We start from the raw sequence: 22,573 nt of genomic DNA on the forward strand, positions 1-22,573 counted from the left end.
GCCGCCCCCACATGAGCTCGCCAGCAGCAAAACGGCGAGAACGCCGACGGACCGGACAACCAGAGGACGACGCAACATCCGGAGAGCCTGCCACACCTCGCCCGAACGCCGGACGCCTATGGTCGTGACTTTGCCATACCATCGCTCGATGGGCGCAGTGCCGAAGCCATCACGAGCCAAGGACCCCCGATTCACCTGGGAGTCCGAGTCGACCGCTCCCCCGCTGCTGCGGGCCGTCCGGGCGCCGCTGCGGATGTTCGGGATCGGGGTCAACGTGCACAGCGGTGTCGTCACCCGCAAGGTGCGCCAACCGCTGAAACAACTGGTCCCCGACGCGTCCGGCATCGGGGTCGCGGGCACCGGGGCGCCGCCGACGAACGCCACGTGGATCTATCTCGACGATGCGGAGATCCCGGTCGGGTGGGCCGGCCGGGAGCCGCCGAAGGTGCCCCAGGTCGGCGATCACGTGGAACTCCGGGTCAGCCCCGTGACCGGCACGCTCCTGCGGACCAAGTTCCGCAAACCGGCCCCCCGCCGGTAACCGGCCGGTAGCTCCTACGCTGGACAGTGCCCCCCAGCAAAAAGAAGAAGGAAGCGAGCACCACATGAAGGTTTGGATCGACCAGGATCTCTGCACCGGCGACGGCCTCTGCGAGGAGGTCGCTCCCGACGTCTTCTTCGGGATGGACGACGGGCTCTTCTACGTGAAGGAGTCGGCCGACAACTTCGGCACCGAGAAGCTCTTCGACGGCACCGCCAACCCGGCCGGCGCCGAAGGCATGGCCCGTATCCCCGACGGCGGCATCGACCGTGTCATCGAGTCGGCCGAAGAATGCCCCGGCGAGTGCATCTTCATCGAGGTCGAGTGACCGTCGCGCTCTGCCGTCGCGGGTAGCTTCGAGCCACGACGAGCACGGAGACATCGAGATGGCGCTGCGGTTGGACGGAAAGGTCGCGATCGTCACCGGCGCGGCTCGGGGCACCGGCGAAGCAACCGCCCGCCGACTCGTCGAGGAAGGGGCGCGCGTGCTTCTGGCCGACATCCTCGACGAGGCCGGCCATGCGGTGGCGGCCGAGCTCGGCGATTTCGCCAGGTACCAACATCTCGACGTCACGCGAAGCGACGACTGGGCCGATGCCGTCGCCGTAGTCGTCGAACACTTCGGTGACCCGTCCGTACTGGTGAACAATGCCGCAGTGCTCGACGTCGGGTCGATCGCCGACATGGATCATGCCGTGCTCACCCACCTCCTGGCGGTGAACCAGATCGGCCCCTACCTCGGGATCCAGGCGGCGATCGAACCGATGAAGCGACTCGGCGGCGGCTCCATCATCAACGTGGCGTCGATCGACGCGATCGAGGGATCCAACGGGGTCGCTGCCTACACATCGACCAAGTGGGGCCTGCGGGGCCTGACCAAGGCGGCGGCGGTCGAACTCGGCTGCCACGGAATCCGTGTCAACACGGTCTGCCCGGCCGGGGGCGGCTCCGATCTGACCGCACCGTTCGTGGCCGAGGCCATCGAGCGTCTGAAGAACCGGCAGGAACGACTCCCCGACCGCCCGATTCATCCGTTCAATCGTCGAGGACGACTGAGCGACTACGCGAATGCCATCCTGTGGCTGGCGAGCGACGAGAGCTCATTCGTGTCCGGCACCGACCTGACGGTCGACGGTGCCTTCACGGCCGGAAAGGTCGAACCCGGCGCGCCATTCTCCTAGCCGGCCCGGCGCGTTCTAGGCTCGGCCGATGGGGCCCGAACCGACATGTCGAGCCGTCGTCTTCAACGGCGACGGCACCTACGACCGACGCACGTTTGCCATGCCGAGGCCACAGCCTGGCGGGGCGGTGCTGAAGGTCGAGGCCGTCGGCCTCTGTGCCAGCGACGTTGCACAGCTCCATGGCCACAAACACGTGCCGGGCGAGACGTCGCCGGTCGTGCCCGGCCACGAGATCGTCGGGCGAGTGCACGAACTGGGCCCCGACGCTGACCTGGGCGTCGAGGTCGGGCAACGTGTCGGCGTCGACCTCGTGCACTTCGGCGGCCGTGACGGCTCCGGTCTCGACGTCTACGGCTACACGATCGAACCGACCTACGAACACGGCTTGTGGGGCGGCTACGCCGAGTACATGGGAGTGCTCCCCGGCACCCATCTCGTGCCGCTCACCGACGACGTCCCGGCGGCCGAGCTCAGCCTGTTCGAGCCGCTCGCCAGCATCGTGAACTGGAGCGACACGCTCGGTCTCCATGCGCGCGACCGCCTGGTCATCCAGGGGCCGGGCCACATGGGACTCATCGCCTGCGCGTTCGCCGCCAGCCAGATCGGGGTCCGTCAGATCATCGTGACGGGTACGTCGCAGGACACCGAGCGTCTCGCCGCGGCAAGGGCCGTCGGCGCGCACGAATCCATCGTGGTGGACGACGAATCCGACCTCCCCGCACGGATCCGCGAGCTCACCCGCGGCGGCGCCACAGCCGTCATGGAGCTCACCGCCATGGCCACCCAGCCCGTGTCCGACGCCATCGAGATGTGCAACTACGGCGGACGGGTGCTGCTCGGCGGCCTCAAGAACGAGCAGCCGGTCGAGATCATCAGCGACCACATCGTGCTCAAGGCCCTCCAGATCCTGGCCGGCGCGGGCTCGACCCCCGCCAGCATGGACAGAGCGGGCGAGGTGCTCAACAGCGGGACATTCCCCGCCGCTGCGCTCCTCGGCGAGACCTACGACCTCGACCAGCTCGACGAGGCCCTCCAGATGCTCGAACGCAGGATCGAGGGCCGCGACGCCGTGCGGGTCAGCCTCGTCCATCGAGCCTGACCAATGCAATCTGCGGTGCACTCGGCGTCGCAGCAGACCCGGTGTCACCCGCACCACGACGTCGTCTACTGTCGCCGCGCAGGCGAATGACATCCGGTTGACCTTCGATCTCGGAGCCAGGGGGCTACGACCATGCGACCACATGGAACGACCACCACTGCGTTGATTGTTGTCGCGTTCGTCGCCGCGACGATCGCAGCGATCCCGTCGGGCCCCGCGAGCGCGCTGGTGACGAACGCACCCACCGGGACCGCCTCCGCCGCCACGATGATCACCGCCGGCGATCAACACTCTTGTGCCTCCCTCGATGGCGCCGTCAGATGCTGGGGCCGCAACGCTGTGGGCGAACTTGGCTTGGGCGACGGCGAGACGCGTGGCGACGAGCCCTACGAGATGGGCGCCAGTCTGGCAGTTGTCGATCTCGGAGATGGCCGAACCGCCACGGCGCTCGACGCGGGCACGACCCACACGTGTGCCCTTCTCGACAACGACGCGGTCAGATGCTGGGGCTACAACATGTTCGGCGAACTCGGGGTCGGTGACGGAGCCACCCGCGGCAACAACCCCGGCGAGATGGGCGACGACCTCCCCGAAGTCGATCTCGGCCCTGGCCGTACCGCCGTCGCCATCACGGCGGGCGGCGGCCACAGTTGCGCAGTGCTGGACGACAGCATGGTGAAGTGCTGGGGCGGCAACTACGGAGGGGCGCTCGGCCTGGGTGACACCCTCAACCGCGCGTCCAACTTCCCGGTGGTCGATCTCGGTCCCGGCCGCACCGCCACCGCCATCACGGCCGGCTCCAACCACACCTGCGCAATACTCGACGACGGCACGGTCAAGTGTTGGGGCTACAACGGTGAGGCGGGCGGGGTGGCCGCCGGCCAGCTCGGCCTCGGCGACACCATCAACCGCGGGGACGACCCCCACGAAATGGGCGCCAACCTTCCCCCCGTGGACCTCGGCCCCGACCGCACCGCCACCGCCATCACCGCCGGCACCAACCACACCTGCGCAATACTCGACGACGACACCACAAAATGCTGGGGCTTCAACGCCACCGGACAGCTCGGCCTCGGCGACACCATCAACCGCGGGGACGACCCCGACGAAATGGGCGCCAACCTTCCCCCCGTGGACCTCGGCCCCGGCCGCACCGCCACCGCCATCACCGCCGGCACCAACCACACCTGCGCAGCACTCGACAACGGCACAATAAAGTGCTGGGGAGCGAACCTCCTGGGCCGACTCGGCCTCGGCGACACCATCAACCGCGGGGACGACCCTGACGAAATGGGCGCCAACCTTCCCCCTGTGGACCTCCGGGCGCCGTGCCCGACCACGCCGCACGGCTTCACCGACGTCGCAGCGTCCTCGTTCGCCGCCGCCGACATCGCCTGCATCAAAGCCCTCGGCATCACCACCGGCACCAGCCCCACCACCTACGACCCGACCGGCTCGGTCACCCGCGAACAAATGGCCGCCTTCCTCGCCCGCACCTGGCGCACGCACAACAGCAACACCGCATGGGTCAGCCTCGTCCCCGGAGATTGATGACTTGCCCACGCTCGCCGATGCCATCGCGCTGATCACGGCACTGCCCGAGGTCACCGAAGGGACCAGCTACGGTCGACCGACCTGGTTCGTGGACGGCAAGAGCTTCGCCTGGGAACGGCCGTTCACGAAGGCCGACATCAAACGCTTCGGCGACGAACCGGTTCCCGACGGCCCGATCCTGGCGCTCGCCGTCGAGGACCTCGCCGACAAGGCGGCTGCGCTTGCCGCGGGCAACGACGGCATCTTCACGATCGCCCACTTCGACGACTATCCGGCGATCCTCGTCCAGCTCGATGTGGTCGAGCGGACGGTGCTCGAAGAGGCGATCGTCGACGCCTGGCTGGCGTCGGCCCCCGAGCCACTGGCCCGAGCGTTCCTTTCCGAACGCGATGCCTGACGTCGTAGGCGGTGGCGCGGCTTGACACCCGGCACCGGTCCACCAGACTGGCGGCACCCGAACGAAGGATTCCACGATGGCCGACGCAACCTACGCAGTGACCGAGATCGTCGGCACGTCACCCCAAGGGGTCGACGCCGCGATCCAGAACGGTTTGAAGAAGGCGGCCGAGAGCCTCCGCAACCTCGACTGGTTCGAGGTCACCGACATCCGCGGCCGACTCGGCACCGACGACGGCACCGTCCAGCACTTCCAGGTCACGCTGAAGGTGGGCTTCCGCTACGACGACTGATCATCCGCCACCCGTGACCGGCAGCTTCACCGTCACGCCGATCGGCCACGTCAGATCGCCACGCACCGAACCGCTCGACGACGACTGGGGCGCCATCGAGTCCACCATCGAGCTCGACGACGAGCAGTTCACCCGCGACGTCCTCGCCGGACTCGACGACTTCTCCCACCTCGACGTCGTCTACCTCTTCGACCAGGTCGCACCGGCGGACGTCAACCTCGGCGCACGCCACCCCCGAGGCCGCCAGGACTGGCCCCTCGTCGGGATCTTCGCCCAGCGGGCCAAGGCTCGACCGAACCGGCTGGGCGTCACCACGTGCGAACTGGTCGATGTCACCGGGCTCTCCATCACCGTTCGTGGCCTCGACGCCATCGACGCCACCCCCGTCCTCGACATGAAGCCTCACGTCGTCGAATTCAACGCCCGGACCCCGATTCGCCAACCCGAGTGGATCACCGAACTCATGGCGAACTACTGGTAGTCGCCGAACGTGGCCCCCGCCCGGCGCAAGACCCGGGAACAACATCGCCCACCCGCTCCTCGACGGGCTCGCCGCCGGCCGGTAGTGGCGTCGCCAGGCGGCCTGAGATCCAGTGGTCCTCAGATTCGGCGGCGAGCCGTCGATGGTTCTCGTATGGCCGCCGAAGACGACGTCCTGTCCACGCCGGTACGCCTGGACCGCGACGCAAGCGCATTCATCATCCGAGTCGAGGGCGACATCGAAGCCCTGCTCGGTTGGCGCGCTGCGGACCTGGTCGGACGACCCTCGACGGACTTCGTCCACCCGCAGGATCAGCCGAGCGCGATCACGGAATGGATGACCATGATCGAAGAACACGATCGGCCGGTCCGTTGGCGTGGCCGCTACCGGTCCCGCTCGGGCGACTGGGTGTGGATCCAGACCACCAACAGGAACCTGCTCGCTGTCCCGGACCGCAATTGCGTGGCGACGCTCATGCACGCCGTCGAGTCCGGGCAGCTGAGTGTCGAAGAGCAGCTCCGCGCCCGGGAACAGTTGCTGCATCGGTTGACCGATGCCCTTCCCGTAGGCGTCGTGCACTTCGATGTCGATGGCAACATCGTTTTCACCAACGACCGACTTCACGACATCGTCGGACACCTCGCCGCCTTGCGAGTGGACGAGCTGTTCCACGATGTCGCGGGATCAGACCGAGCCAAGCTGGGAGCGGCCCGCGATGCCGTACTGGACGGCATCGACGTCGACGATCTCGAGCTCATGGTCGAGCGTGGTCCCGAACCGGCGGCTGTCGTATCGGTGAGCATGCGCCCGCTCACCGACGTCGACGACCGGATCGACGGGGTGATCGCAACGGTGCTCGATGTCACCGAGCGGGTGCAGTTGCGGCGGCGCCTCGAACATCGCGCGACGACCGACGATCTGACCGGGTGCCTCAACCGTCGGGCCATCCACAGCGTCCTCGCCGAAGTCATGGAACAGAGCGCTACCCGGGATGACGGAACGTCGGTGGTGTACATCGACCTGGACGACTTCAAGCACATCAACGATCAGTTCGGGCACAGCGTCGGCGACGCCGTCCTGGTCTCGGTGGCGACGCGACTCATCGCGCAAGTCCGAGAGGTGGACCACGTCGGCCGCGTCGGTGGCGACGAGTTCCTGGTCGTCTGCCCCCTCGTGAGCGACGATGGCCGCCTCGGTCGGCGTCGCTCACACCGACAAACCCCTCGACATCGACACGCTCATCGCCCGTGCCGATTCGGCCATGTACGACAACAAGGAACGACACCATGTGGAACGGGGCGAAGTGTCGCCCGAGCGCTGAAGGCGCGACCGACCCGACAATCCCAGTTCAGAGCGGTGCCCGGGGTGAGATTTGAACTCACACGCTCCCTGGGGGAGCCGGGGGGTTTAAGCCCCCTGCGTCTGCCGATTCCGCCACCCGGGCCACGCCGTACGGTAGCGGTCGACGCAACCTCACACGTCGGTCTTGACCGGCCCCGTTCCACGAACCACGAGCACCGAACTCTCGCCGTCGGCCAGGACCTGCTCGGCCGTCGAGCCGAGCTCGGCCGAACCAGCCCTCGCCTCCCCTGCGCCCATCACCACGAGGTCGGCTCGGTAGAGGTCGACCAGCGCAAGAACCGAGCGTCCGGGGCTGCCGTCGACCAGATGCACATCGCGTCGGTCGACATCGGGGCCGAGCAGCTGATCGAGCGACTCCCGGTGGGCGGCCTCGACCGAGGCCGCCATGGCGGCCTGGACCGCCGGATCCAGGGCCGGGCCACCGCTGCGTGAGAGCTCCTCGAGATGCGTGACCTGCCACGCGTACATCACCCGGAGCCGGCCGCCGTGGGACTCGGCCTGCGAGCGGGCAAGGTCGAGGATCAGGCGGTTGCGCTCGGCGTCGGCTTCGAGATCGAGCGCGGCGAGGACGCACGCGCCACGAAAGCCTGGGCGCAGCAGCCACACGGGGCACGGGGCGGCCCGCACGATGCGGCGCGACGCCGCGGCGCTCTCGGGGCTGCGGTCGGCAGCGACGATCACCAGGTCGTGTCCGTCGGTTTCGACCGCATCGGCGACCACGGCCGGCAGGGAACCGACGGCAACATCGACGGAAACGACGTTGCGATCGAAAGCGGCCGTCCATTCGCCCAAACGAGCGTCGACCGCCGACGCGACGCGATCGACCAGATCCCCCACACCGGCGACGTCGGCGGCATGTTGCTCGACGGCGCTGAGAGGATCGAGATGGCCGAGTACCCGCACTTCGGCACCCGACGCTTCGGCCAGCACGACCGCTTCCGTCAGCGCGGCCGGCGGAGCGGACCCCGCCGTGACCGGCACCACGAGAATCCGCTTGAACCGTCGCATCCCTTCTCCTTCATATCCGCTTCACGAAAGACTATATCAAACACACGTTTTCGAATATACCTATTATGGATACTGCTTCTGTAGGCGGCGGGGTCCGCTCAGCTGGCGGCGCGACCGTCGCTCCTTGCGGTGTCGACCCGATCGAAAACACCTTGCACGCGACCCGGATCATCGACCGCCAACCAGAGCGCGGAGCGAGCCCGGTCGGCCTTGGCGCCGGTAAGACCGTTGGCCGCGACCACGCCCTCGATCATGTCGGCCACCACCGCCGACCACGGCCGGCCCTTGAGCTGCACGGCCACCGAGGGCACACCTCGCCGTCGACGCAGCGTGCGCGACACTCCCTCGATGCTCGGCGGGGAACGGAACCCGGGCACGACGAGGTCTCGAAGACGCGCCGCCTGCCCGAGGCTGCGGGCGGCGTTGGCGAACTTCAAAGACGTGGCCTCCATGGCGGTCATACTGCCGAGAGCCTGTGACAGTCACGGGCCGTGGGCGCGGTCGCGCGGTGCGGGCGAAAACGTCCCCGCGGGGACGTCTCCGCCACGTCCCCGCCCGCCTTCCCCGCACCCGACCCCAGGTGTGCAACAGTGCCGGTGTGGACTCCCCGGTCGAGCTCAATCCCGCGCAACAGGACGTGCTCGCCCAGCTCGGCGCCAACCGCGACGAACGGCCCCGTTTCGATGCCGCCCTTCGCCACCAGCTGCGCCGTGAACTCGACGACGGCCTCGCTCCCCTGCTCGAGCTGATCGACCAGCGCGAAGACGCGAAGCCCGGCGACAACATGTTCGTCTCCAAACACATGCTCGGCCGGGTGATGGGTTGCGAACGCCGCTTCCTCGCCGAGGAGGCCGAGGACTTCGCCTGGTCCGTACCGATCGCCCGGGGCACCATCGCCCACAAGGCGATCGAGCTCAGCATCCACTGGCGCCGCGAACCCGAACCGCTGGTGCTCGTCGACGAGTCGATCAGCCGCCTCTCCGAAGGCATCGACGGCCTGGCCGACTGGCTCCAGCAGGCCACCGAGGTCGAACGGGCCGAGCTGCGGGCCGAGGCCAACGACCGGGTCGTGAAGTTCCTCGAGTGCTTCCCGCCGCTCAAGCCGGGCTGGCGGCCGGCCACCGAGAGCCGCCTGCGCCTCGAGATCCACGACCGGTTCGTGCTCAGCGGCAAGGTCGACCTCGCCCTCGGCCAGGCCCAGGGTGACCTGGCCGGCAAGGTTCTGATCGATCTCAAGACCGGCGGCTTCGCTCCCCAACACCTCGACGACCTGCGCTTCTACGCCCTGCTCGAGGCGATCCGGCTCGGCACTCCCCCGCGCCGCCTCGCCACCTACTACCTCGACCAGGGCCGCTTCCTGCCCGAGGACGTCACCGAGGACCTGCTCTTCTCCACCGTTGCCCGGGTCAGCGACGGCGTCGCCCGGGTGCTCGAGCTCACCACTGCGCAACGTCCGGCCACCACTGCGCCCGGCCCCGCCTGCCGTTGGTGTCCGGCCAAGGACGACTGCGACGACGGCCGCCGCTACCTCGCCGACGAGGACGACGAGGCCGACGGCAACGACTGGTGACCCGAGTCAAACAGAAGGGCCCGGTTCGGCGTAGACGAGATCAAAGCGCTCGAACACCACCGGGATGTCGGCGTGCATCTCCGCACCGAGGCGCTCGTGGCTGCGGGTGAAGTAGTCGGTGTGGGCGGCCAACCAGTGGTCACGGCTGCGGTCCCCTTCGCCCTCGTCCCACGCGAACTGGTCGTCGACCGACGACAGCGGACCGATGCGCACATCGGTCGTGCGGATCACCGCTCGGGGCGAGCCCCCACCCTCGCACACCACCGAGTTGCTGCCGGCCGTGGGCGCCTCGACGAACGGGGTCGCCGCCGCACCCTCGGGCGTGGCCATGTAGCGCTGCCAGAAGCGCGCGACCGCGTCGGTGTCGATGGGACCGAGCGCGGTCATCGCGGCGGCGCCGGTGTCGTGGGATGGACCTCGGCCATGCTCGACGGCTCGTAGTCGCCCACCTCGTCGTCGAGCCCGATCAGGCGCCCGGTAGCGGTCATCACGACCGCCACCAGTACGAGCGCGAGACCCGAGACGATGAACGTCTCCCGCGCCCCGACGTGCACGATCGACTGGCCGAGCGCCAGCTGGCCCAGTGGGTTCGCGATCAGCAGCGTGGTCAGGTAGACCGACAGCACCTTGGCCCGCACTGCCTCGTCGACCTGGAGCTGGATCGACGTGTTCAGCGTGGAGGCCGACGCGATGTGGGCCACGCCCATCAGGAAAAGGCCGCTCTGTGCGACGAGAAACGTCGGCGCGGCGCCGGCGAGCACGATGCCGAGGCCGTAGAGCAGCAACGCCCACTGCTGGATGACCGAACGTCGCTTGTGTTTGGCCAACCAGGCGACCCCGGGCGACGCGATGACGGCGCCGAGCCCGGCCGCGAACAGCATCTGGGCGAAGCCCGCCTCGACCTCGAACACCTCTTCGGCCAGCGCCACCGACATCGTCTGGCTGGCCAGGCCGAAGAAACCCACGAAGGTGACCGTGCCGATCGCGGTGATGATGCCCGGCCGGGTGCGCGAGAACCGGAACGCGGCGACGAACTCACGCCACGGACGCATGCGCTGCGACCGATCTCGCTCGGCATGGGGCACCGTGACCATCACCAGCGCAGCGATGATCGTCGCGAAGCTCAGCGCGTTGACGAGAAAGGCCCAGCCCGGGCCCCAGTACCTGATCACGACACCGGCCCCGAGCGGACCGAGCAGCCGGGCCAGATTGAACTGGGCGCTGTTGAGGGTGATGGCGCTCATCAGCGTGTGCCGGGGTACCAGCTCGGAGACGAACGCCTGCCACGCCGGCAGGTTGAGACCGGCGGCGGCACCGGCCACGATCGAGGCGAGCACGTAGGCCGTGGGCGAACGGACCCCGCCGAACCACATGACCACAAAAAGCACGCTCGCCACCGCCTGGAGCGCCTGGGTGACGATGAGGATGTTGCGGCGCTGATAGCGGTCGGCGATCGCGCCGGCCAGAGGGCCGAGCAGGGCGGTCGGCAGCAGCTGGGCGAACCCGGCCAGACCGACCCAACCGGCGCTGTCGGTCAGTTCGTAGAGGACCAGCGGCACGGCGACCGCCTGGAAGAAGCGACCGGCGTTGGAGACGATCGCCGAGAGCCAGATGACCCGGAAGTTGCGATAGCGAAGCGCAGCGAAGATCCCGGGCGCGTCGGCCGGCTGCACGCCGCCTTTCGCCCGTCGCTCGTCCACCTGGTCCGGCATCGTCTCACCGTAGGGCCCACCTGCCAGAATGCCTGCATGGCCCTCATCGAGACCGAAGTACGCGACCGCGTCGGCATTCTCACGCTGAACGACCCCGACAAGCGCAACGCCATCACCCTGGCGATGAACGACGAAATCGCCGCGGTGCTCGACGCCTGGGAGGCCGACGACGACATCGGTGCCATGGTCGTCACCGGTGCGGGGAAGGGTTTCTGCGCCGGGGCCGACCTCGACGACCTGCTCGCCGATCAGGGCGAAGCGGGCATGAAGAAGATCTACGAGGGCTTCCTGCGCATCGCCCACACTCCCCTGCCCACCATCGCTGCGGTCAACGGGGCCGCCGTGGGCGCCGGCTTCAACATGGTGCTCGCCTGCGACCTCGTCATCGCCGCCGCCGAGCGGGCCCGCTTCGACTCCCGCTTCCTCCAGATCGCCCTGCATCCCGGTGGCGGCCACACCTGGCGGCTGCGGTCCATCGTCGGGCGGCAGACCACCATGGCGATGGTGCTCTTCGGCGAAGTCGTGCAGGCCGAACAGGCCAAGGAACTCGGCATCGTGTGGAAGGTGGTCGACGACGACGCGCTGCTCGAGGAGGCCGTCGCCCTCGCCGCCGTGGCCGCGGGCCAGGGCAAGGAACTCAACGCCCGCACCAAGGCATCGATCCTCACTCTCGACACGGTTTCGGAGTCCGATGCCGCCGTCGACCACGAGCTGTGGCCCCAGCTGTGGTCGATGGAGCAGGGCGACTTCCGGGCCCTCGTCAGCCGCCTCCAGGCGAACATCAGCTCCAAGAGCTGAGCCGACACCGTGGCGCTCGACATCGACCCGGACACCGGTCTGGTCCGCCGCGCCGCGCCGAATTCGTATCCCGTCGGGTCGAGTCTGCTCACCGATCTGCTGGTCGACGGCGAGGCCCTGGCCCTGATCGACGGCGAGCGGACGTGGACCTGTACGCAGCGTACGACGGCGGTGCGACATGCCGCTGCCGCGCTGCATTCGCTGGGCGTCGGCCCGGGCGACCGGGTGGCGTGGTCGCTGCCGAACGGCGCCGAGCTGCCCATCGGCTTCCTGGCGACCCAGGTCGTCGGAGGGATCTGGCTGGGCATCAACCAGCCGCTGGCCCCGCCCGAGAAACAGTTCCTGCTCGACGACGCCGGGGCATCGGTGTTCGTCGCCACGAAGGACGTGCTCGATCAGGTCGGACCGCTATCCGGGCGTCGCGACATCTCCCTCGATGACTGGCGGCGCCTCGTCGACCACTCCGTCCCCGACGCCGCGCCGCCCGTCGAGCCCGACCCCCACGCGCCGGCCGCCATCGCCTACACGTCGGGCACCACGGGCCGCCCGAAGGGTGCGGTTCACAGCCACCACAACCTGATGTGGCCCGGCCTCGTCACGATCGAGACCGACCCACCCACCGCCGAGGACCGCCAGGGCACACCGCTGGCCCACACGATCCTCAACATGCTCGTGCTCGGCGTGATCTCCGCGTGGACCCGGGGCACGACCGGCGTGATCCTGCACCACACCGATGCCGAGCGTTTCGCGGCCGAGGTCGCCGAGCACCGGGTCACCCGCACGACGATCGTGCCCCCGATCGTGCACGACCTCGTCCACCGAGAGGGCATCGACCCCGCCCTGCTCTCATCGCTACGCAGCGTGATCGTGGGCGGCGCCGGCACTCCGGCCCCCCTACGACGGGCGTTCTTCGAGAAGTTCGGCGTCCGAGCCATCAACGGCTACGGCCTCTCCGAAGCGCCCAGCGGCATCGTGCGCGAGTCCGCCGACGAACCGATCGACGACACCATCACCGGCCACCCGATGGCGCCGTTCGCACTCTCGATCGTGGACGACGACGACCAACCGGTCCCGACCGGTATCGAGGGCGAGATCTGCGTACGCGCCACCTCGACCGGTTCGTGGGCCGGCTGCTGGACGCCGACCCTCGGCTACTGGCGTCGGCCCGACGCCACTGCCCAGGTGCTCCGCGGCGGCGCGCTGCACACCGGCGACGTCGGCACGCTCGACGAACGCGGTCGCCTCACCATCAGCGGACGCCGCTCCGAGCTGATCCTGCGCGGCGGCGCCAACGTCTACCCCGTCGAGGTCGAGACGGTGATGGCCAACCACCCCCACGTCGCCGAGGTCGCCGTGTTCGGCATCCCCGACGAGCGCCTCGGCCAGCGAGTGGCCGCCGCCATCGTCCCCGCCGTCGCCGAGCCCGACCTCGACGCCATCCGCGCCCACTGCGCCGAACACCTCGCCGCCTACAAGGTCCCGGACACCATCGCCATTCGCGAATCACTCCCCCGCAACGCCATGGGCAAGATCCTCAAGACCCACCTGTGAGCGGTGGGGTCAGTCGATCCAGGTGGCGAGCAGCTCGTCGACGCGGGTTTCCCATTCTTCGGCGGTCATCGCGTAGCGGACGTGGTCTTCCCACACGCCGTTGATCTCGAGGTAGCGCTTGGCGGTGCCCTCGTCGCGCAGCTGGAGCTTCTCGGCCACCCGCCGACTCGCCGTGTTGCGGGGCACGATGGCGGCCTGGATGCGGTGCAGGTTGAGCTCCTCGAACGCGAACCGCGCCACCACCACGAACGCCTCGGGCGTATAGCTGTTGCCGGCCATCGCCTCGTCGATCCAGTAACCGACATAGGCGGACTGGAACGGGCCCCGCTGGATCGAGTTCAGGTTGATCTCTCCCCCGAAGATCCCGTCAACGAAGATCCCGAACCCGTAGCCACTGCCGACCTGGCGTTCACGCTGGCGGGCCGCGCAGCGCACTGCGAATGCCTGGCGATCCTCGACGACATCGGGCGATCCGGGCAGTCGCTCGGGCTCCCACTTCGTGAGCCAGTCGATGTTGCGGCGCCGGACCTCCTGCCACTTCGGGAAGTCGGCCACCTCGAGGGGACGCAGCAGGACTCGGCGTCCGAAGAGGGTGGTCACGGCCGGAGAGCGTAGAGCAGTCAGCCGTCGAACAGCGAGAACGCCAGCCCGTCGAGGATGTCGGCCTCGCTCACGAGCACCTCCTCGATCCCGAAGAACCGCATCACCCGCACCAGGATGCACATCCCGGCCACGATCGTGTCGACCCGGCCGGGCTCCATACCCGGGTTGAACGCCCGGTCCTCGCGGCTCTCCATCGCCACCGTGCGATACACGTCCTCGGCGGCGTCCTTGGTGAGCCGGAAGTGGTGGACACGGTCGCGGTCGTACTCGGGCAGGCCGATCTCGAGCATCGCGGCCGACGAGACGGTGCCGGCCAGACCGACGAACGTCGCGGCGCCGAACGCCTGCGGCATCGCCCGGGCGACGTCGTCGAGGTGGGCTTCGGTGATCGACAAGCAGGCGACGAGCTCCTCGGGGGCCGGCGGGTCGGACTCGATGTACTTCTCGCTCAGCCGCACACAGCCGATGTCGAGTGACATCGCGGCACTGGCCTCGTCGGTGCCGAAGGCGAACTCGGTGGAGCCGCCACCGATGTCGAACACCAGGAACGGACCGTCGTTCGCATCGAGATCCGCAGTGGCGCCCCGGAACGACAAGCGGCCCTCTTCCTGCCCGCTGAGGAGCTCGGGCCGGGTGCCGATCACGGCCTCGGCCGCGTCGAAGAAGTCGTCGGCATTCGCCGCGTCGCGCGCGGCCGAGGTGGCGGTGATACGCACCCGCTCGACACCGTGACGGTCCATCACCGCGCGGTACTCGCGCAGGGCGACCAGCGTCCGTTCGATGGCGGCCTCGCCCAGCCGACCGGTGGCGTCGACGCCCTCGCCCAGCTTCGTGATGGTCATCAGCCGTTCGAGGGTGGCCGTGCCGTCGTGCACGAGAAGGCGGGTGGAGTTGGTGCCGCAGTCGATGGCGGCGACGGGGCCGGTCGTGGAGGGGTCGGTCGGTGCGGGGTCGGTCATCGGGTCTCCTCGTCGGCGTCGGCCAGCTGCTCGGCGACCCAGCGGCCGACGGGGTCGTCGCCGCCCGCGAGGTGCCATGCGTAGTGCGCATGCAGGCACTTCACCCCTTGCCGGGTGCCGCCCACGCCGGCCGACGGCGCCGGGCCGTCGTGGTCGACCGGCATCAGCGCGTCGCGCTCAGTGGCGTAGCGGGCATGGGCCGCGGCGAGCTCGTCCGGGTCGACCGCCGCTTCGGCCCGGCGCACGCCGCCGGCGGCTTCGAGCCGACCGACCTCCCGGCGCACCTCCTCGCCGCACAACCAGTAGAGCGTCGGCATCGGCCGGCCGCTGCCCAACAACGGCGCATTGCGCAGCACCACCGGGTCACCGGTTGCGTCACGGACGACGATCTCGAAGTCGCCCCCGGGTGGACGGCCGAGAAGCTCCTCGACCCGTGCCCGATCGGCCTCGCTCACCGTCACCGTCGCCGCCACCAGATCAGGGCCAGCGCCACCGCAGCGATCGCGGCGACACGCGTGAGCACCGGCCGACGCGCCGCGTCCATCAGGTCGATCGCGTCGGGTTCGGGCATCTCGATGATTCGTCGCGCCCGGTCGCCGCTGGATCGCGACGCCGCCGAGAGCGCCTCTACCCCGCCGTCGAGCATCGACGCGAGATTCTCGGCGAACTGAGCCATCAGGTTGGCGCCAACGGTGGGGAACACGCCCTTGCTGAGTTGCGCGACCCGCCCGCTCACGGTGAGGTCGGTGTCGACCAGGACCCTCGTGGTGGTGTCGTTGATCGGCTCGAGCTTGGCGGTGACGATCGCCTCGGCCCGGCCCTCGCCCCGGGAATCGAGACCCAGACCGTTGACCACGACCTTGTAGTCGGTGGCGTTCCGCTCGACGATCGTGACCGCACCGGCGAACTCGGTGGCGATCCGGCCGAGTCGCACCTTCACCACGCCGCGGAACTCGCCGTCCTCCACTTCCTGGAGATGGGCGCCCGGCAGACACGGCGCCACCCGGGACACATCGGTCAGTGCGGCCCAGGCCTCGTCGATCGGCCGAGCGACCTCGAAGCTGTTGGTCAGGTCCACCGACGCAGGTCCTCGAGCGTGTCGACGTCGGCCTCGCTGCCCTCGCACGGCACCACCTCGACCATCTCCGGCCGCTCCCGCATGAGGGCACGGGCACCCTCGTCACCCGAGACCGGGAGCGAGGCCCACATGGCATCCGTGAGCTTCACCGGCGGACGCTTGCCGTTGCCGAAATCGGCGGCGGCGATATCGGCCTCGGCGGCGGCGACCGCCTCCCACGCCTCGGTGGGCACGCCCGGCTGATCGCCCAGGCCGACCACGATCGTGCGATGCCCTCGGGCATCGGCATACATGGTGGCCGCCCGCAGCGAGGTCGACTGGCCGTCCTCCCAGCGCTCGTTGTGGAGGATCGTGACGTCGTCGGGCATGACGGGTACGAGGTCGACGCAGCCGCTGACCACGATCACCTCGTCGAACCCGGCGCCGCGGGCGGCGTCGACGGCGTGCCGCACGATCGGCTTGCCCTTCACCACCGTGAGCAGCTTGTGGTCGGGACCGGCGAATCGGCTGCCCGCGCCGGCGGCGAGGATCACCGCCGCGGTCGTGGTGACGGGCGGTTCGTAGGTCGACATCGCCCCAGTCTGGCGGTGTCGGGCGCGAGTGCAACCCGGCGACGACGGGCGGCGTCGTGGTGACCCGGCCACGGGCGTAGGGTTTCCTGATGCCATCGAGCGAGGATCCCACCACGCAGGTCACCCCCGATCGCCCGCCGGCCGTGCGGGTGACGATGCTCCTCGCCGATTCGGCCCAGGTCGCCGATGGCAAGCTCTACATCCTCGGCGGCGGCATCACCGCCATGGGTCCCCGCCCCCAGCCCGTGGGCGTGGCCATCCGCATCGAGGTGCCGTGGGACCGGGCCAACGTGCCCCATTCCTGGCGACTCGACCTGCTCGACGAAGACGGCCATCCCCTGACCGTGCGGGACAAACCCCTCGTGGTCCACGGGCGTTTCGAAGCCGGCCGCCCGGCCGGGCTCAAGCCCGGCACTCCCCTGTCCGTCCCGCTCGCCATCAACTTCCCGGCCATCCCGACCACGCCGGGCCGGAACTACACCTGGCAGCTGTCGATCGACGACCGGACCCATGTCGACTGGCGCCTGAGCTTCCACGTCCGGGCCGGCCAGCAGTCCCCGCCCACCGGGCCACCGCCCGCCGCCGGGCCCGAGAGCCCCGGCCAACTCCCCGGACTCGACTCGTGACCGCCGTCCGGCCCCGATTCGATCCCGACAGCATCAAGCCCCAGCTGCGCGGCCGATCACACGAGTACGCGTTCGTGGTCGCGCTCACTTTGCTGCCGATCATGATCGTGGCGGCGCCCGGTGTGGGGCCCCGCCTGGTCACCGCCCTCTACGCCACCGCCATCGCCGGCCTGTTCGGCATCAGCGCCCTGTATCACCGCGTCGACTGGAGCCCCCGAGCCCGCGGCCGGATGAAGCGACTCGACCACTCGATGATCTTCGTCGCCATCGCCGGCACCTACACACCGCTGGCGGTGTTCGCCCTCTCCGGCCGCGCGGCCCGGGTGGTGCTCGCCGTCGTGTGGCTCGGTGCCATCGCCGGCATCATCGTGCGCAACCTGTTCCCCGATGCCCCGAAGCCGCTGGCCGCCGCGCCCTACCTGGCGGTGGGCTGGGTGGCCGTCTTCGTGATGTTCGACATGTGGCGCTCGCTCGGCGTGGCCGGGTTCACCCTGGTCGCCGTCGGTGGCCTGCTCTACACGTTCGGGGCGCTGATCTATGCGTTCCGTCGGCCCAACCCGTGGCCACACACCTTCGGCTACCACGAGATCTTCCACCTGCTCGTGATCGGCGGCGCCACCCTGCACTACATCAGCGTCGCCTTCGTCGCCCTCCCCAAAGCCTGACCCCTCACCTCCGGAGCGCGGGTCAGGGGTGGATGGGGCCGGTGGTGTCGGTGAGGGAATTCACCTCTCGGCCGGTGCGGTGGGCGATGATCTCCGCGACGATGGAGATGGCGGTCTCCTCGGGCGTGCGAGCGCCGAGGTCGAGTCCGACCGGTGAGCGCAGACGGTCGAGACCAGGCTGGTCGACACCGGCTTCGCGCAACCGGGCGGTGCGGTCGTCGTGGGTGCGACGGCTGCCCATCACACCGATGTAGCCCACGCGGGTGGCCAGCGCCGCGGTGACCGCGGGAACGTCGAACTTGGCGTCGTGGGTGAGCACGCAGACCGCATCTCGAGGGCCGAGCTCGTCGCCGATCTCGGCCAGCAGACGATCGGGCCAGTCGACGACCACCTCATCGGCCATCGGGAACCGGGCCGGCGTGGCGAACACCTCACGGGCGTCGCACACGGTCACGCGATAGCCCAGCACCTTGGCCACCCGGGCGAGGGCGGCGGTGAAGTCGACCGCACCGAACACGACCATCCGCGGCGGCGCGGCGAAGCTCTCGATGAAGACGGCGACCGTCCCCTCGCGAGCCTCGCCGTGTTCGCCATAGTGGCGGATCCCGGATCGGCCGGCGGCGAGCTCACCCCGCGCATCGCGGGCGACGACCCGATCGAGGTCGGCATTCCCCAGCGAACCCATTCCCTCGGGACCCGTGCCCGGGACGACCAGCAGTTTCGCGCCGGTGCCGGGACCTTCGACGACGGTGGCGAGCACGGCCGGGGTCTCGGCCACCACCGCGTCGCGCAACGCATCGTAGATGGACGGCTCGCTCACACTCACCAGTCCAGCGGCTCGAGGAACAGGTGGATCGTGCCGCCACAGGTGAGCCCGACGGCGAAGGCCTCGTCGTCGCTGAATCCGAAGGTGACGAGCCGGCGATCGCCGGTCTCGATCACGTCGAGGGCATCCACGACCACTGCGCCCTCGACACAGCCGCCCGACACCGAACCGGTGACCTCGCCGTGCTCGTTGACGGCCATGGCCGCTCCCGGCAGGCGCGGGCCCGACCCGTCGAGGTCGACGACCCGGGCGATCGCCACTCGGGCGCCGGCGGCACGCCAGCGGTCGAGATCGGCGAACAGTTCTTTCACGTCCCCAGCATGCCTGCTGCGGGGCGTGGGTTCGCGATCAGCGCCGAAAGCCGGCGCGGGCGGCGTCGAGCGCTTGGCGGCTGCGGGCCAGTTCGGGCACGGAGGCGCCGCTGCGGCGCAGGTTCTGGTGGTGGTCCCAACGGCGAGCGAGCTCAGCGAAACGAGCGTCGAAGCCGGCGATGTCGGTGGAGGTGATCATGGATTCATCGTAACGAATCGATCACCGTCGTTTCGGGGGTTATCGAGGCAAACTGTGGCGGCGGCCCGTTTTTTTCAAGGCTCATGCCCGATCTGACCATGATACCCTCGACCCATGTCACGCTATGAAGAGAAAGACGTCGATAACATCGATCGTCACATCCTGCAGGAACTCTCCCACGACGGTCGGGTCAGCTTTCGCGAACTGGGCGAACGCGTCGGGCTGTCGGCCCCCGCGGTGACCGACCGGGTCCGTCGCCTCGAGCGCGACGGGATCATCTCGGGCTATCAGGCCGTCATCGACCCGTGCGCGTTCGGCTTCCCCCTGCTCGTGGTCATCCGTGTGCACTCCGCCGGCCCGCGGTCCACCGGCGTCGACGACCTGGCCCGTCGGCTGCCCGAGGTCGTCGAGTGCGTGCGGGTCACCGGCAGCGAGAGCCACGTGATGCGGGTGCGCGTGCGCGACATGATCCACCTCAACGACGTGGTCGAGGAGTTCTGGGAGTTCGGCGACACGATCACCAGCGTCGTGACCACGACCCCCGTGCCGGTGCGCCCGGTGCCGATGGGCCCGACCGAGGAGAACTAGGGGTTGCGGCGTTCGAGCTCGTAGCGAGCCAACGCCATGAAGCCCGTGAAGCCCACGACGATCACCAGCAGACCGGGCCACGTCTCGGCCCAGGTGACGTCGCCGATGAATCCCTGGCGGATCATGCGCATGACGTTGGTGACCGGATTGATGCGGGCGACGGTGCGCATCCATCCCTGGAGAAGGGCCATCGGCACCTGACCGATCGACGGGAACATCAACAGGAACGAGACCATCTGCACCACAGCCATCGCCTTGATGTCGCCCATGCGCAACACGACGGCGAGGCCGAAGGCGCCGAGCACCAGTGCGCCGCCGACGCCACCGACGAAGGCCAGCAGGATGCCGAGCGGGCCACCCGGGTGATCGGCGCCCTGGACGAACGCCGCCACGATGACCACGGTGATCGGGATGACGGCGCGGACCGCGGTGTAGACCAGCGGCGCCACGAGGATCGAGCTGCGGCGGATCGGGCTGACCAGCAGGCGGTCGATGAACCCGTTGTCGAGGTCGTTGGCCACCGCGCCGGCGGTGCCCACTCCGGCGAACGACGCACCCTGCAGGAGCGCGAACGCCGCCACCCAGTTGATCACCTTGTCCGTGGGATAGCCGTCGACCTGGGAGATCCCGTCGAAGCTGCCCGTGAACGCGATCACGAAGAACAGCGGCATCACGATCATCGGCACGAGGATCGCCGGCATCCGCAGCAGCCGGATCAGGTTGCGGCGGGCCATCGCGCCGATCGTCGGCAGCGTCGCGGCGTAGTTGCCGGGGCGAGCGTCGACGGCCGTCATGCGTCGGCCAGCCGCGAGAGATAGGCCCGATACGAGAGGCTCAGCGACACGATGGCGACCAGGACCGTCAGACCCACCGCCTGACCGAAGTCGGCCCAACTCCACCCGGTGATCACCAGCTCGCGGGTGGGGTTGACGATCAGCGTGATGGGATTGACCTCGGCGACCTGCTGATACCAGCCCTTCATCAAGGCCGTGGGGAAGAACGCGGACGACACGAACACGGCCACGAAGATGAGCGGGAACATCGCCTGCGTCGCCTCCGGGCTGCCGGTGCGCAGCGCCACCATCAAGCCGAAGCCGGCCAGGGCGACGGCCAGCAGCACGCTGATGATCACCAGCGCCACGGCGCCCGCCACACCGCTCTTCACCGGCGCACCGAAGAGCAGGAAGATGCCCATGAGCACGAGTGACTGGAAACCCGCCGACGCCGCCGCGCCGCCGACGCGGCCGATGAGGATCGACTGACGGGCCACGGGGCTCGAGATGAGACGGTCGAAGAACCCGGTCTCGATGTCGGTGGCCATGTCACTGCCGGCGTTGGCCGAGTTGAACGCGATGCCCTGGAGAATGGCGCTGGGCAGGATGAACTGGAGGAACGAGTCGACTTCGGGGAAGTCGGGAAGCGCGGTCGCATCGGCGAACTGGGCGGCGTAGACAGCGGCCATCACCAGCGGGAAGATGAGGCCCGGGAGCCAGTTGGCCGGGTTGCGGGCGGTGGCGAGCGTGGCCCGTGTGGTCAACGCCCACGCCTGCTCGGCCCCGACCCGCAACCGCGGTCGCGCGTCCTGGAGTACCGCGGCGGTCATGTCGAGTCGGCCTCGGCGCCCTCGAGGCGCCGGCCGGTGGCATCGGCGAAGACGTCGTCGAGGCTCGGTGAATCGAGTTCGAGATGGGCCAGGGCCACGCCCTGCTCGTCGAGGGCCCGCACGACGTCGGCGAGATGGGCGGCACCACCGCGAAGACCGATGGCGAGCCGGCCCTCCCGCGCGGGTCGCGGGTCGCCGTAACCGGCGAGGACCCGGGTGGCCGTGTCCTCCATGACCGAGTCGGCGAGTTCGAGCCGCAGCGTGGGCTCCCCCACCTGGTCCTTGAGGGTGGTCGGATCGCCTTCGCGCACGATCCGGCCGCCGTCGATGATGGCGATCCGTCCGGCGAGCTGGTCGGCCTCCTCGAGGTACTGGGTGGTGAGAAAGACCGTGGTGCCCTCGTTGTTGAGGTTGCGCACCTCTTCCCACACGGCCAGACGGCTGGTGGGGTCGAGGCCTGTGGTGGGCTCGTCGAGGAACAGCACGATCGGCCGGTGGATCAGGGCCAGCGCCAGGTCGAGCCGACGCCGCATGCCGCCGGAGTAGTTGCCCACCCGTCGATCGGCGGCGGCGGTGAGGCCGACCCGTTCGAGCAGCTCCCCGCACCGCTGATCGGCGACCTTGCCGCCGAGGCCGTGCAGGATGGCCTGGAGTCGGAGTAGCTCGGTACCCGTCATCAGCGGGTCGATCGCCGCGTCCTGCAGGGCCACACCGATCGAGCGCCGCACCGCCGTGGGCTCCTTCACCACGTCGAATCCGGCGACCCGGGCGACACCGGCACTGGGTCGCAGCAGGGTGACGAGCATCCGCACGGTGGTGGACTTTCCGGCCCCGTTCGGACCGAGGAAACCGAAGATCTCGCCGGCGTCGACCTCGAGGTCGATGCCGTCGACGGCCCGCAGATCACCGAACTCCCGGACGAGGCCCTCGGCCACCACCGGCTTGGTGCTCATGACGGTCCCCCTGAAAGCATCACGCCACGGTATCGCCGGGCCCC

Annotated in this window: 31 protein-coding genes and 1 tRNA gene; 15 read left to right on the plus strand and 17 right to left on the minus strand. The window is 69.3% G+C overall.

Annotation, left to right across the window (positions count from 1 at the left end; genetic code table 11):
• Window positions 1–148 precede the first annotated feature (148 nt).
• From RIB98_07565 to RIB98_07600, 8 genes are all read left to right on the plus strand, one after another.
• Window positions 149–541, plus strand: a complete 393-nt coding sequence (locus RIB98_07565; GenBank protein MEQ8840823.1) for a hypothetical protein — start codon at window positions 149–151, stop codon at window positions 539–541.
• A gap of 64 nt (window positions 542–605) precedes the next feature.
• On the plus strand, window positions 606–869 hold the full coding sequence (locus RIB98_07570; GenBank protein MEQ8840824.1) for a ferredoxin: 264 nt from the start codon (window positions 606–608) through the stop codon (window positions 867–869).
• A gap of 58 nt (window positions 870–927) precedes the next feature.
• Window positions 928–1,722, plus strand: coding sequence for a glucose 1-dehydrogenase (locus RIB98_07575; GenBank protein MEQ8840825.1), 795 nt, complete (start codon window positions 928–930; stop codon window positions 1,720–1,722).
• A gap of 28 nt (window positions 1,723–1,750) precedes the next feature.
• On the plus strand, window positions 1,751–2,821 hold the full coding sequence (locus tag RIB98_07580) for a zinc-binding dehydrogenase (protein MEQ8840826.1): 1,071 nt from the start codon (window positions 1,751–1,753) through the stop codon (window positions 2,819–2,821).
• Between the two features lie 132 nt (window positions 2,822–2,953).
• Window positions 2,954–4,372 carry an S-layer homology domain-containing protein gene (locus RIB98_07585; GenBank protein MEQ8840827.1) on the plus strand — a complete coding sequence of 473 codons (1,419 nt, stop codon included), beginning with the start codon at window positions 2,954–2,956 and terminating at the stop codon, window positions 4,370–4,372.
• A 4-nt stretch (window positions 4,373–4,376) separates the two neighbouring features.
• Window positions 4,377–4,772 carry an MmcQ/YjbR family DNA-binding protein gene (locus tag RIB98_07590; protein ID MEQ8840828.1) on the plus strand — a complete coding sequence of 132 codons (396 nt, stop codon included), beginning with the start codon at window positions 4,377–4,379 and terminating at the stop codon, window positions 4,770–4,772.
• Window positions 4,773–4,848: 76 nt separating this feature from the next.
• Window positions 4,849–5,064: a dodecin family protein gene (locus RIB98_07595; protein ID MEQ8840829.1), complete on the plus strand. Its 216-nt coding sequence runs from the start codon at window positions 4,849–4,851 to the stop codon at window positions 5,062–5,064.
• Window positions 5,065–5,077: 13 nt separating this feature from the next.
• Window positions 5,078–5,545, plus strand: a complete 468-nt coding sequence (locus RIB98_07600; GenBank protein MEQ8840830.1) for an SAM-dependent methyltransferase — start codon at window positions 5,078–5,080, stop codon at window positions 5,543–5,545.
• Window positions 5,546–6,229: 684 nt separating this feature from the next.
• Here the strand turns inward: RIB98_07600 and RIB98_07605 are convergent.
• A complete protein-coding gene (locus RIB98_07605) occupies window positions 6,230–6,604 on the minus strand; it encodes a hypothetical protein (GenBank protein ID MEQ8840831.1) in 375 nt (124 codons plus the stop codon).
• Between the two features lie 124 nt (window positions 6,605–6,728).
• On the opposite strand from RIB98_07605, the gene RIB98_07610 reads away from it, so the two are divergent.
• Window positions 6,729–6,866 carry a hypothetical protein gene (locus RIB98_07610; GenBank protein ID MEQ8840832.1) on the plus strand — a complete coding sequence of 46 codons (138 nt, stop codon included), beginning with the start codon at window positions 6,729–6,731 and terminating at the stop codon, window positions 6,864–6,866.
• Between the two features lie 36 nt (window positions 6,867–6,902).
• Here the strand turns inward: RIB98_07610 and RIB98_07615 are convergent.
• The 3 genes from RIB98_07615 to RIB98_07625 form a co-directional block, all read right to left on the minus strand.
• Window positions 6,903–6,989 (minus strand) — tRNA-Leu (locus RIB98_07615).
• Between the two features lie 29 nt (window positions 6,990–7,018).
• A complete protein-coding gene (locus RIB98_07620; GenBank protein ID MEQ8840833.1) occupies window positions 7,019–7,915 on the minus strand; it encodes a universal stress protein in 897 nt (298 codons plus the stop codon).
• A gap of 98 nt (window positions 7,916–8,013) precedes the next feature.
• Complete coding sequence (locus tag RIB98_07625; GenBank protein MEQ8840834.1) at window positions 8,014–8,367, minus strand: hypothetical protein; 354 nt, start codon at window positions 8,365–8,367, stop codon at window positions 8,014–8,016.
• 146 nt (window positions 8,368–8,513) lie between these two features.
• On the opposite strand from RIB98_07625, the gene RIB98_07630 reads away from it, so the two are divergent.
• A complete protein-coding gene (locus RIB98_07630; GenBank protein ID MEQ8840835.1) occupies window positions 8,514–9,485 on the plus strand; it encodes a PD-(D/E)XK nuclease family protein in 972 nt (323 codons plus the stop codon).
• 6 nt (window positions 9,486–9,491) lie between these two features.
• Here RIB98_07630 and RIB98_07635 read toward each other — a convergent pair whose 3' ends face one another.
• Both RIB98_07635 and RIB98_07640 read right to left on the minus strand, forming a co-directional pair.
• Window positions 9,492–9,872, minus strand: a complete 381-nt coding sequence (locus RIB98_07635; GenBank protein MEQ8840836.1) for an ASCH domain-containing protein — start codon at window positions 9,870–9,872, stop codon at window positions 9,492–9,494.
• Window positions 9,869–11,197, minus strand: coding sequence for an MFS transporter (locus tag RIB98_07640; GenBank protein MEQ8840837.1), 1,329 nt, complete (start codon window positions 11,195–11,197; stop codon window positions 9,869–9,871). Before RIB98_07640 ends, RIB98_07635 begins: the two co-directional genes overlap by 4 nt.
• A gap of 36 nt (window positions 11,198–11,233) precedes the next feature.
• Here RIB98_07640 and RIB98_07645 point away from each other — a divergent pair, with 36 nt between their 5' ends.
• Both RIB98_07645 and RIB98_07650 read left to right on the plus strand, forming a co-directional pair.
• Window positions 11,234–11,995 (plus strand): enoyl-CoA hydratase-related protein, encoded by a 762-nt coding sequence (locus tag RIB98_07645; protein MEQ8840838.1) that lies wholly within the window; start codon window positions 11,234–11,236, stop codon window positions 11,993–11,995.
• A gap of 9 nt (window positions 11,996–12,004) precedes the next feature.
• Window positions 12,005–13,546: an AMP-binding protein gene (locus RIB98_07650; protein ID MEQ8840839.1), complete on the plus strand. Its 1,542-nt coding sequence runs from the start codon at window positions 12,005–12,007 to the stop codon at window positions 13,544–13,546.
• A gap of 9 nt (window positions 13,547–13,555) precedes the next feature.
• Here the strand turns inward: RIB98_07650 and RIB98_07655 are convergent, their stop codons facing one another.
• From RIB98_07655 to RIB98_07675, 5 genes are read right to left on the minus strand one after another with little or no spacing between them, the layout of a single operon-like run.
• The gene (locus RIB98_07655) at window positions 13,556–14,146 is read right to left on the minus strand and encodes a GNAT family protein (protein ID MEQ8840840.1); all 591 of its coding nucleotides are present in this window, start codon (window positions 14,144–14,146) and stop codon (window positions 13,556–13,558) included.
• Between the two features lie 20 nt (window positions 14,147–14,166).
• Complete coding sequence (locus RIB98_07660) at window positions 14,167–15,108, minus strand: Ppx/GppA phosphatase family protein (protein MEQ8840841.1); 942 nt, start codon at window positions 15,106–15,108, stop codon at window positions 14,167–14,169.
• Window positions 15,105–15,563, minus strand: coding sequence for a DUF501 domain-containing protein (locus RIB98_07665; GenBank protein ID MEQ8840842.1), 459 nt, complete (start codon window positions 15,561–15,563; stop codon window positions 15,105–15,107). Before RIB98_07665 ends, RIB98_07660 begins: the two co-directional genes overlap by 4 nt.
• A 2-nt stretch (window positions 15,564–15,565) precedes the next feature.
• Entirely contained in the window at window positions 15,566–16,186 is a 621-nt protein-coding gene (locus RIB98_07670; GenBank protein MEQ8840843.1) for an SRPBCC family protein, read from the minus strand.
• Window positions 16,177–16,758 (minus strand): nucleotidyltransferase family protein, encoded by a 582-nt coding sequence (locus RIB98_07675; GenBank protein ID MEQ8840844.1) that lies wholly within the window; start codon window positions 16,756–16,758, stop codon window positions 16,177–16,179. Before RIB98_07675 ends, RIB98_07670 begins: the two co-directional genes overlap by 10 nt.
• Window positions 16,759–16,847: 89 nt before the next feature.
• Here RIB98_07675 and RIB98_07680 point away from each other — a divergent pair, with 89 nt between their 5' ends.
• Window positions 16,848–17,384, plus strand: coding sequence for a hypothetical protein (locus RIB98_07680; GenBank protein ID MEQ8840845.1), 537 nt, complete (start codon window positions 16,848–16,850; stop codon window positions 17,382–17,384).
• Window positions 17,381–18,049 (plus strand): hemolysin III family protein, encoded by a 669-nt coding sequence (locus RIB98_07685; protein MEQ8840846.1) that lies wholly within the window; start codon window positions 17,381–17,383, stop codon window positions 18,047–18,049. The genes RIB98_07680 and RIB98_07685 overlap by 4 nt, the downstream gene beginning before the upstream one ends.
• 22 nt (window positions 18,050–18,071) lie before the next feature.
• On the opposite strand, the gene RIB98_07690 is transcribed toward RIB98_07685, so the two are convergent.
• Genes RIB98_07690 through RIB98_07700 form a run of 3 tightly spaced genes read right to left on the minus strand, consistent with a single transcriptional unit; the run spans window position 18,072 to window position 19,385 of the window.
• Window positions 18,072–18,869, minus strand: coding sequence for an XdhC/CoxI family protein (locus RIB98_07690; GenBank protein ID MEQ8840847.1), 798 nt, complete (start codon window positions 18,867–18,869; stop codon window positions 18,072–18,074).
• Between the two features lie 2 nt (window positions 18,870–18,871).
• Complete coding sequence (locus RIB98_07695) at window positions 18,872–19,186, minus strand: XdhC family protein (protein ID MEQ8840848.1); 315 nt, start codon at window positions 19,184–19,186, stop codon at window positions 18,872–18,874.
• 37 nt (window positions 19,187–19,223) lie between these two features.
• A complete protein-coding gene (locus RIB98_07700; GenBank protein ID MEQ8840849.1) occupies window positions 19,224–19,385 on the minus strand; it encodes a hypothetical protein in 162 nt (53 codons plus the stop codon).
• A 114-nt stretch (window positions 19,386–19,499) separates the two neighbouring features.
• Between RIB98_07700 and RIB98_07705 the strand changes: the two genes are divergently transcribed.
• Window positions 19,500–19,973: an Lrp/AsnC family transcriptional regulator gene (locus tag RIB98_07705; protein ID MEQ8840850.1), complete on the plus strand. Its 474-nt coding sequence runs from the start codon at window positions 19,500–19,502 to the stop codon at window positions 19,971–19,973.
• Here the strand turns inward: RIB98_07705 and RIB98_07710 are convergent.
• From RIB98_07710 to RIB98_07720, 3 genes are read right to left on the minus strand one after another with little or no spacing between them, the layout of a single operon-like run.
• The gene (locus RIB98_07710; GenBank protein MEQ8840851.1) at window positions 19,970–20,767 is read right to left on the minus strand and encodes an ABC transporter permease; all 798 of its coding nucleotides are present in this window, start codon (window positions 20,765–20,767) and stop codon (window positions 19,970–19,972) included. The two genes, RIB98_07705 and RIB98_07710, sit on opposite strands and share 4 nt — an antisense overlap.
• Window positions 20,764–21,576 (minus strand): ABC transporter permease, encoded by an 813-nt coding sequence (locus RIB98_07715; GenBank protein MEQ8840852.1) that lies wholly within the window; start codon window positions 21,574–21,576, stop codon window positions 20,764–20,766. The genes RIB98_07710 and RIB98_07715 overlap by 4 nt, the downstream gene beginning before the upstream one ends.
• Entirely contained in the window at window positions 21,573–22,529 is a 957-nt protein-coding gene (locus tag RIB98_07720; protein MEQ8840853.1) for an ATP-binding cassette domain-containing protein, read from the minus strand. Before RIB98_07720 ends, RIB98_07715 begins: the two co-directional genes overlap by 4 nt.
• Window positions 22,530–22,573 lie beyond the last annotated feature (44 nt).

It is taken from the genome of Acidimicrobiales bacterium (assembly GCA_040219515.1).
GTDB lineage: Bacteria > Actinomycetota > Acidimicrobiia > Acidimicrobiales > Aldehydirespiratoraceae > JAJRXC01.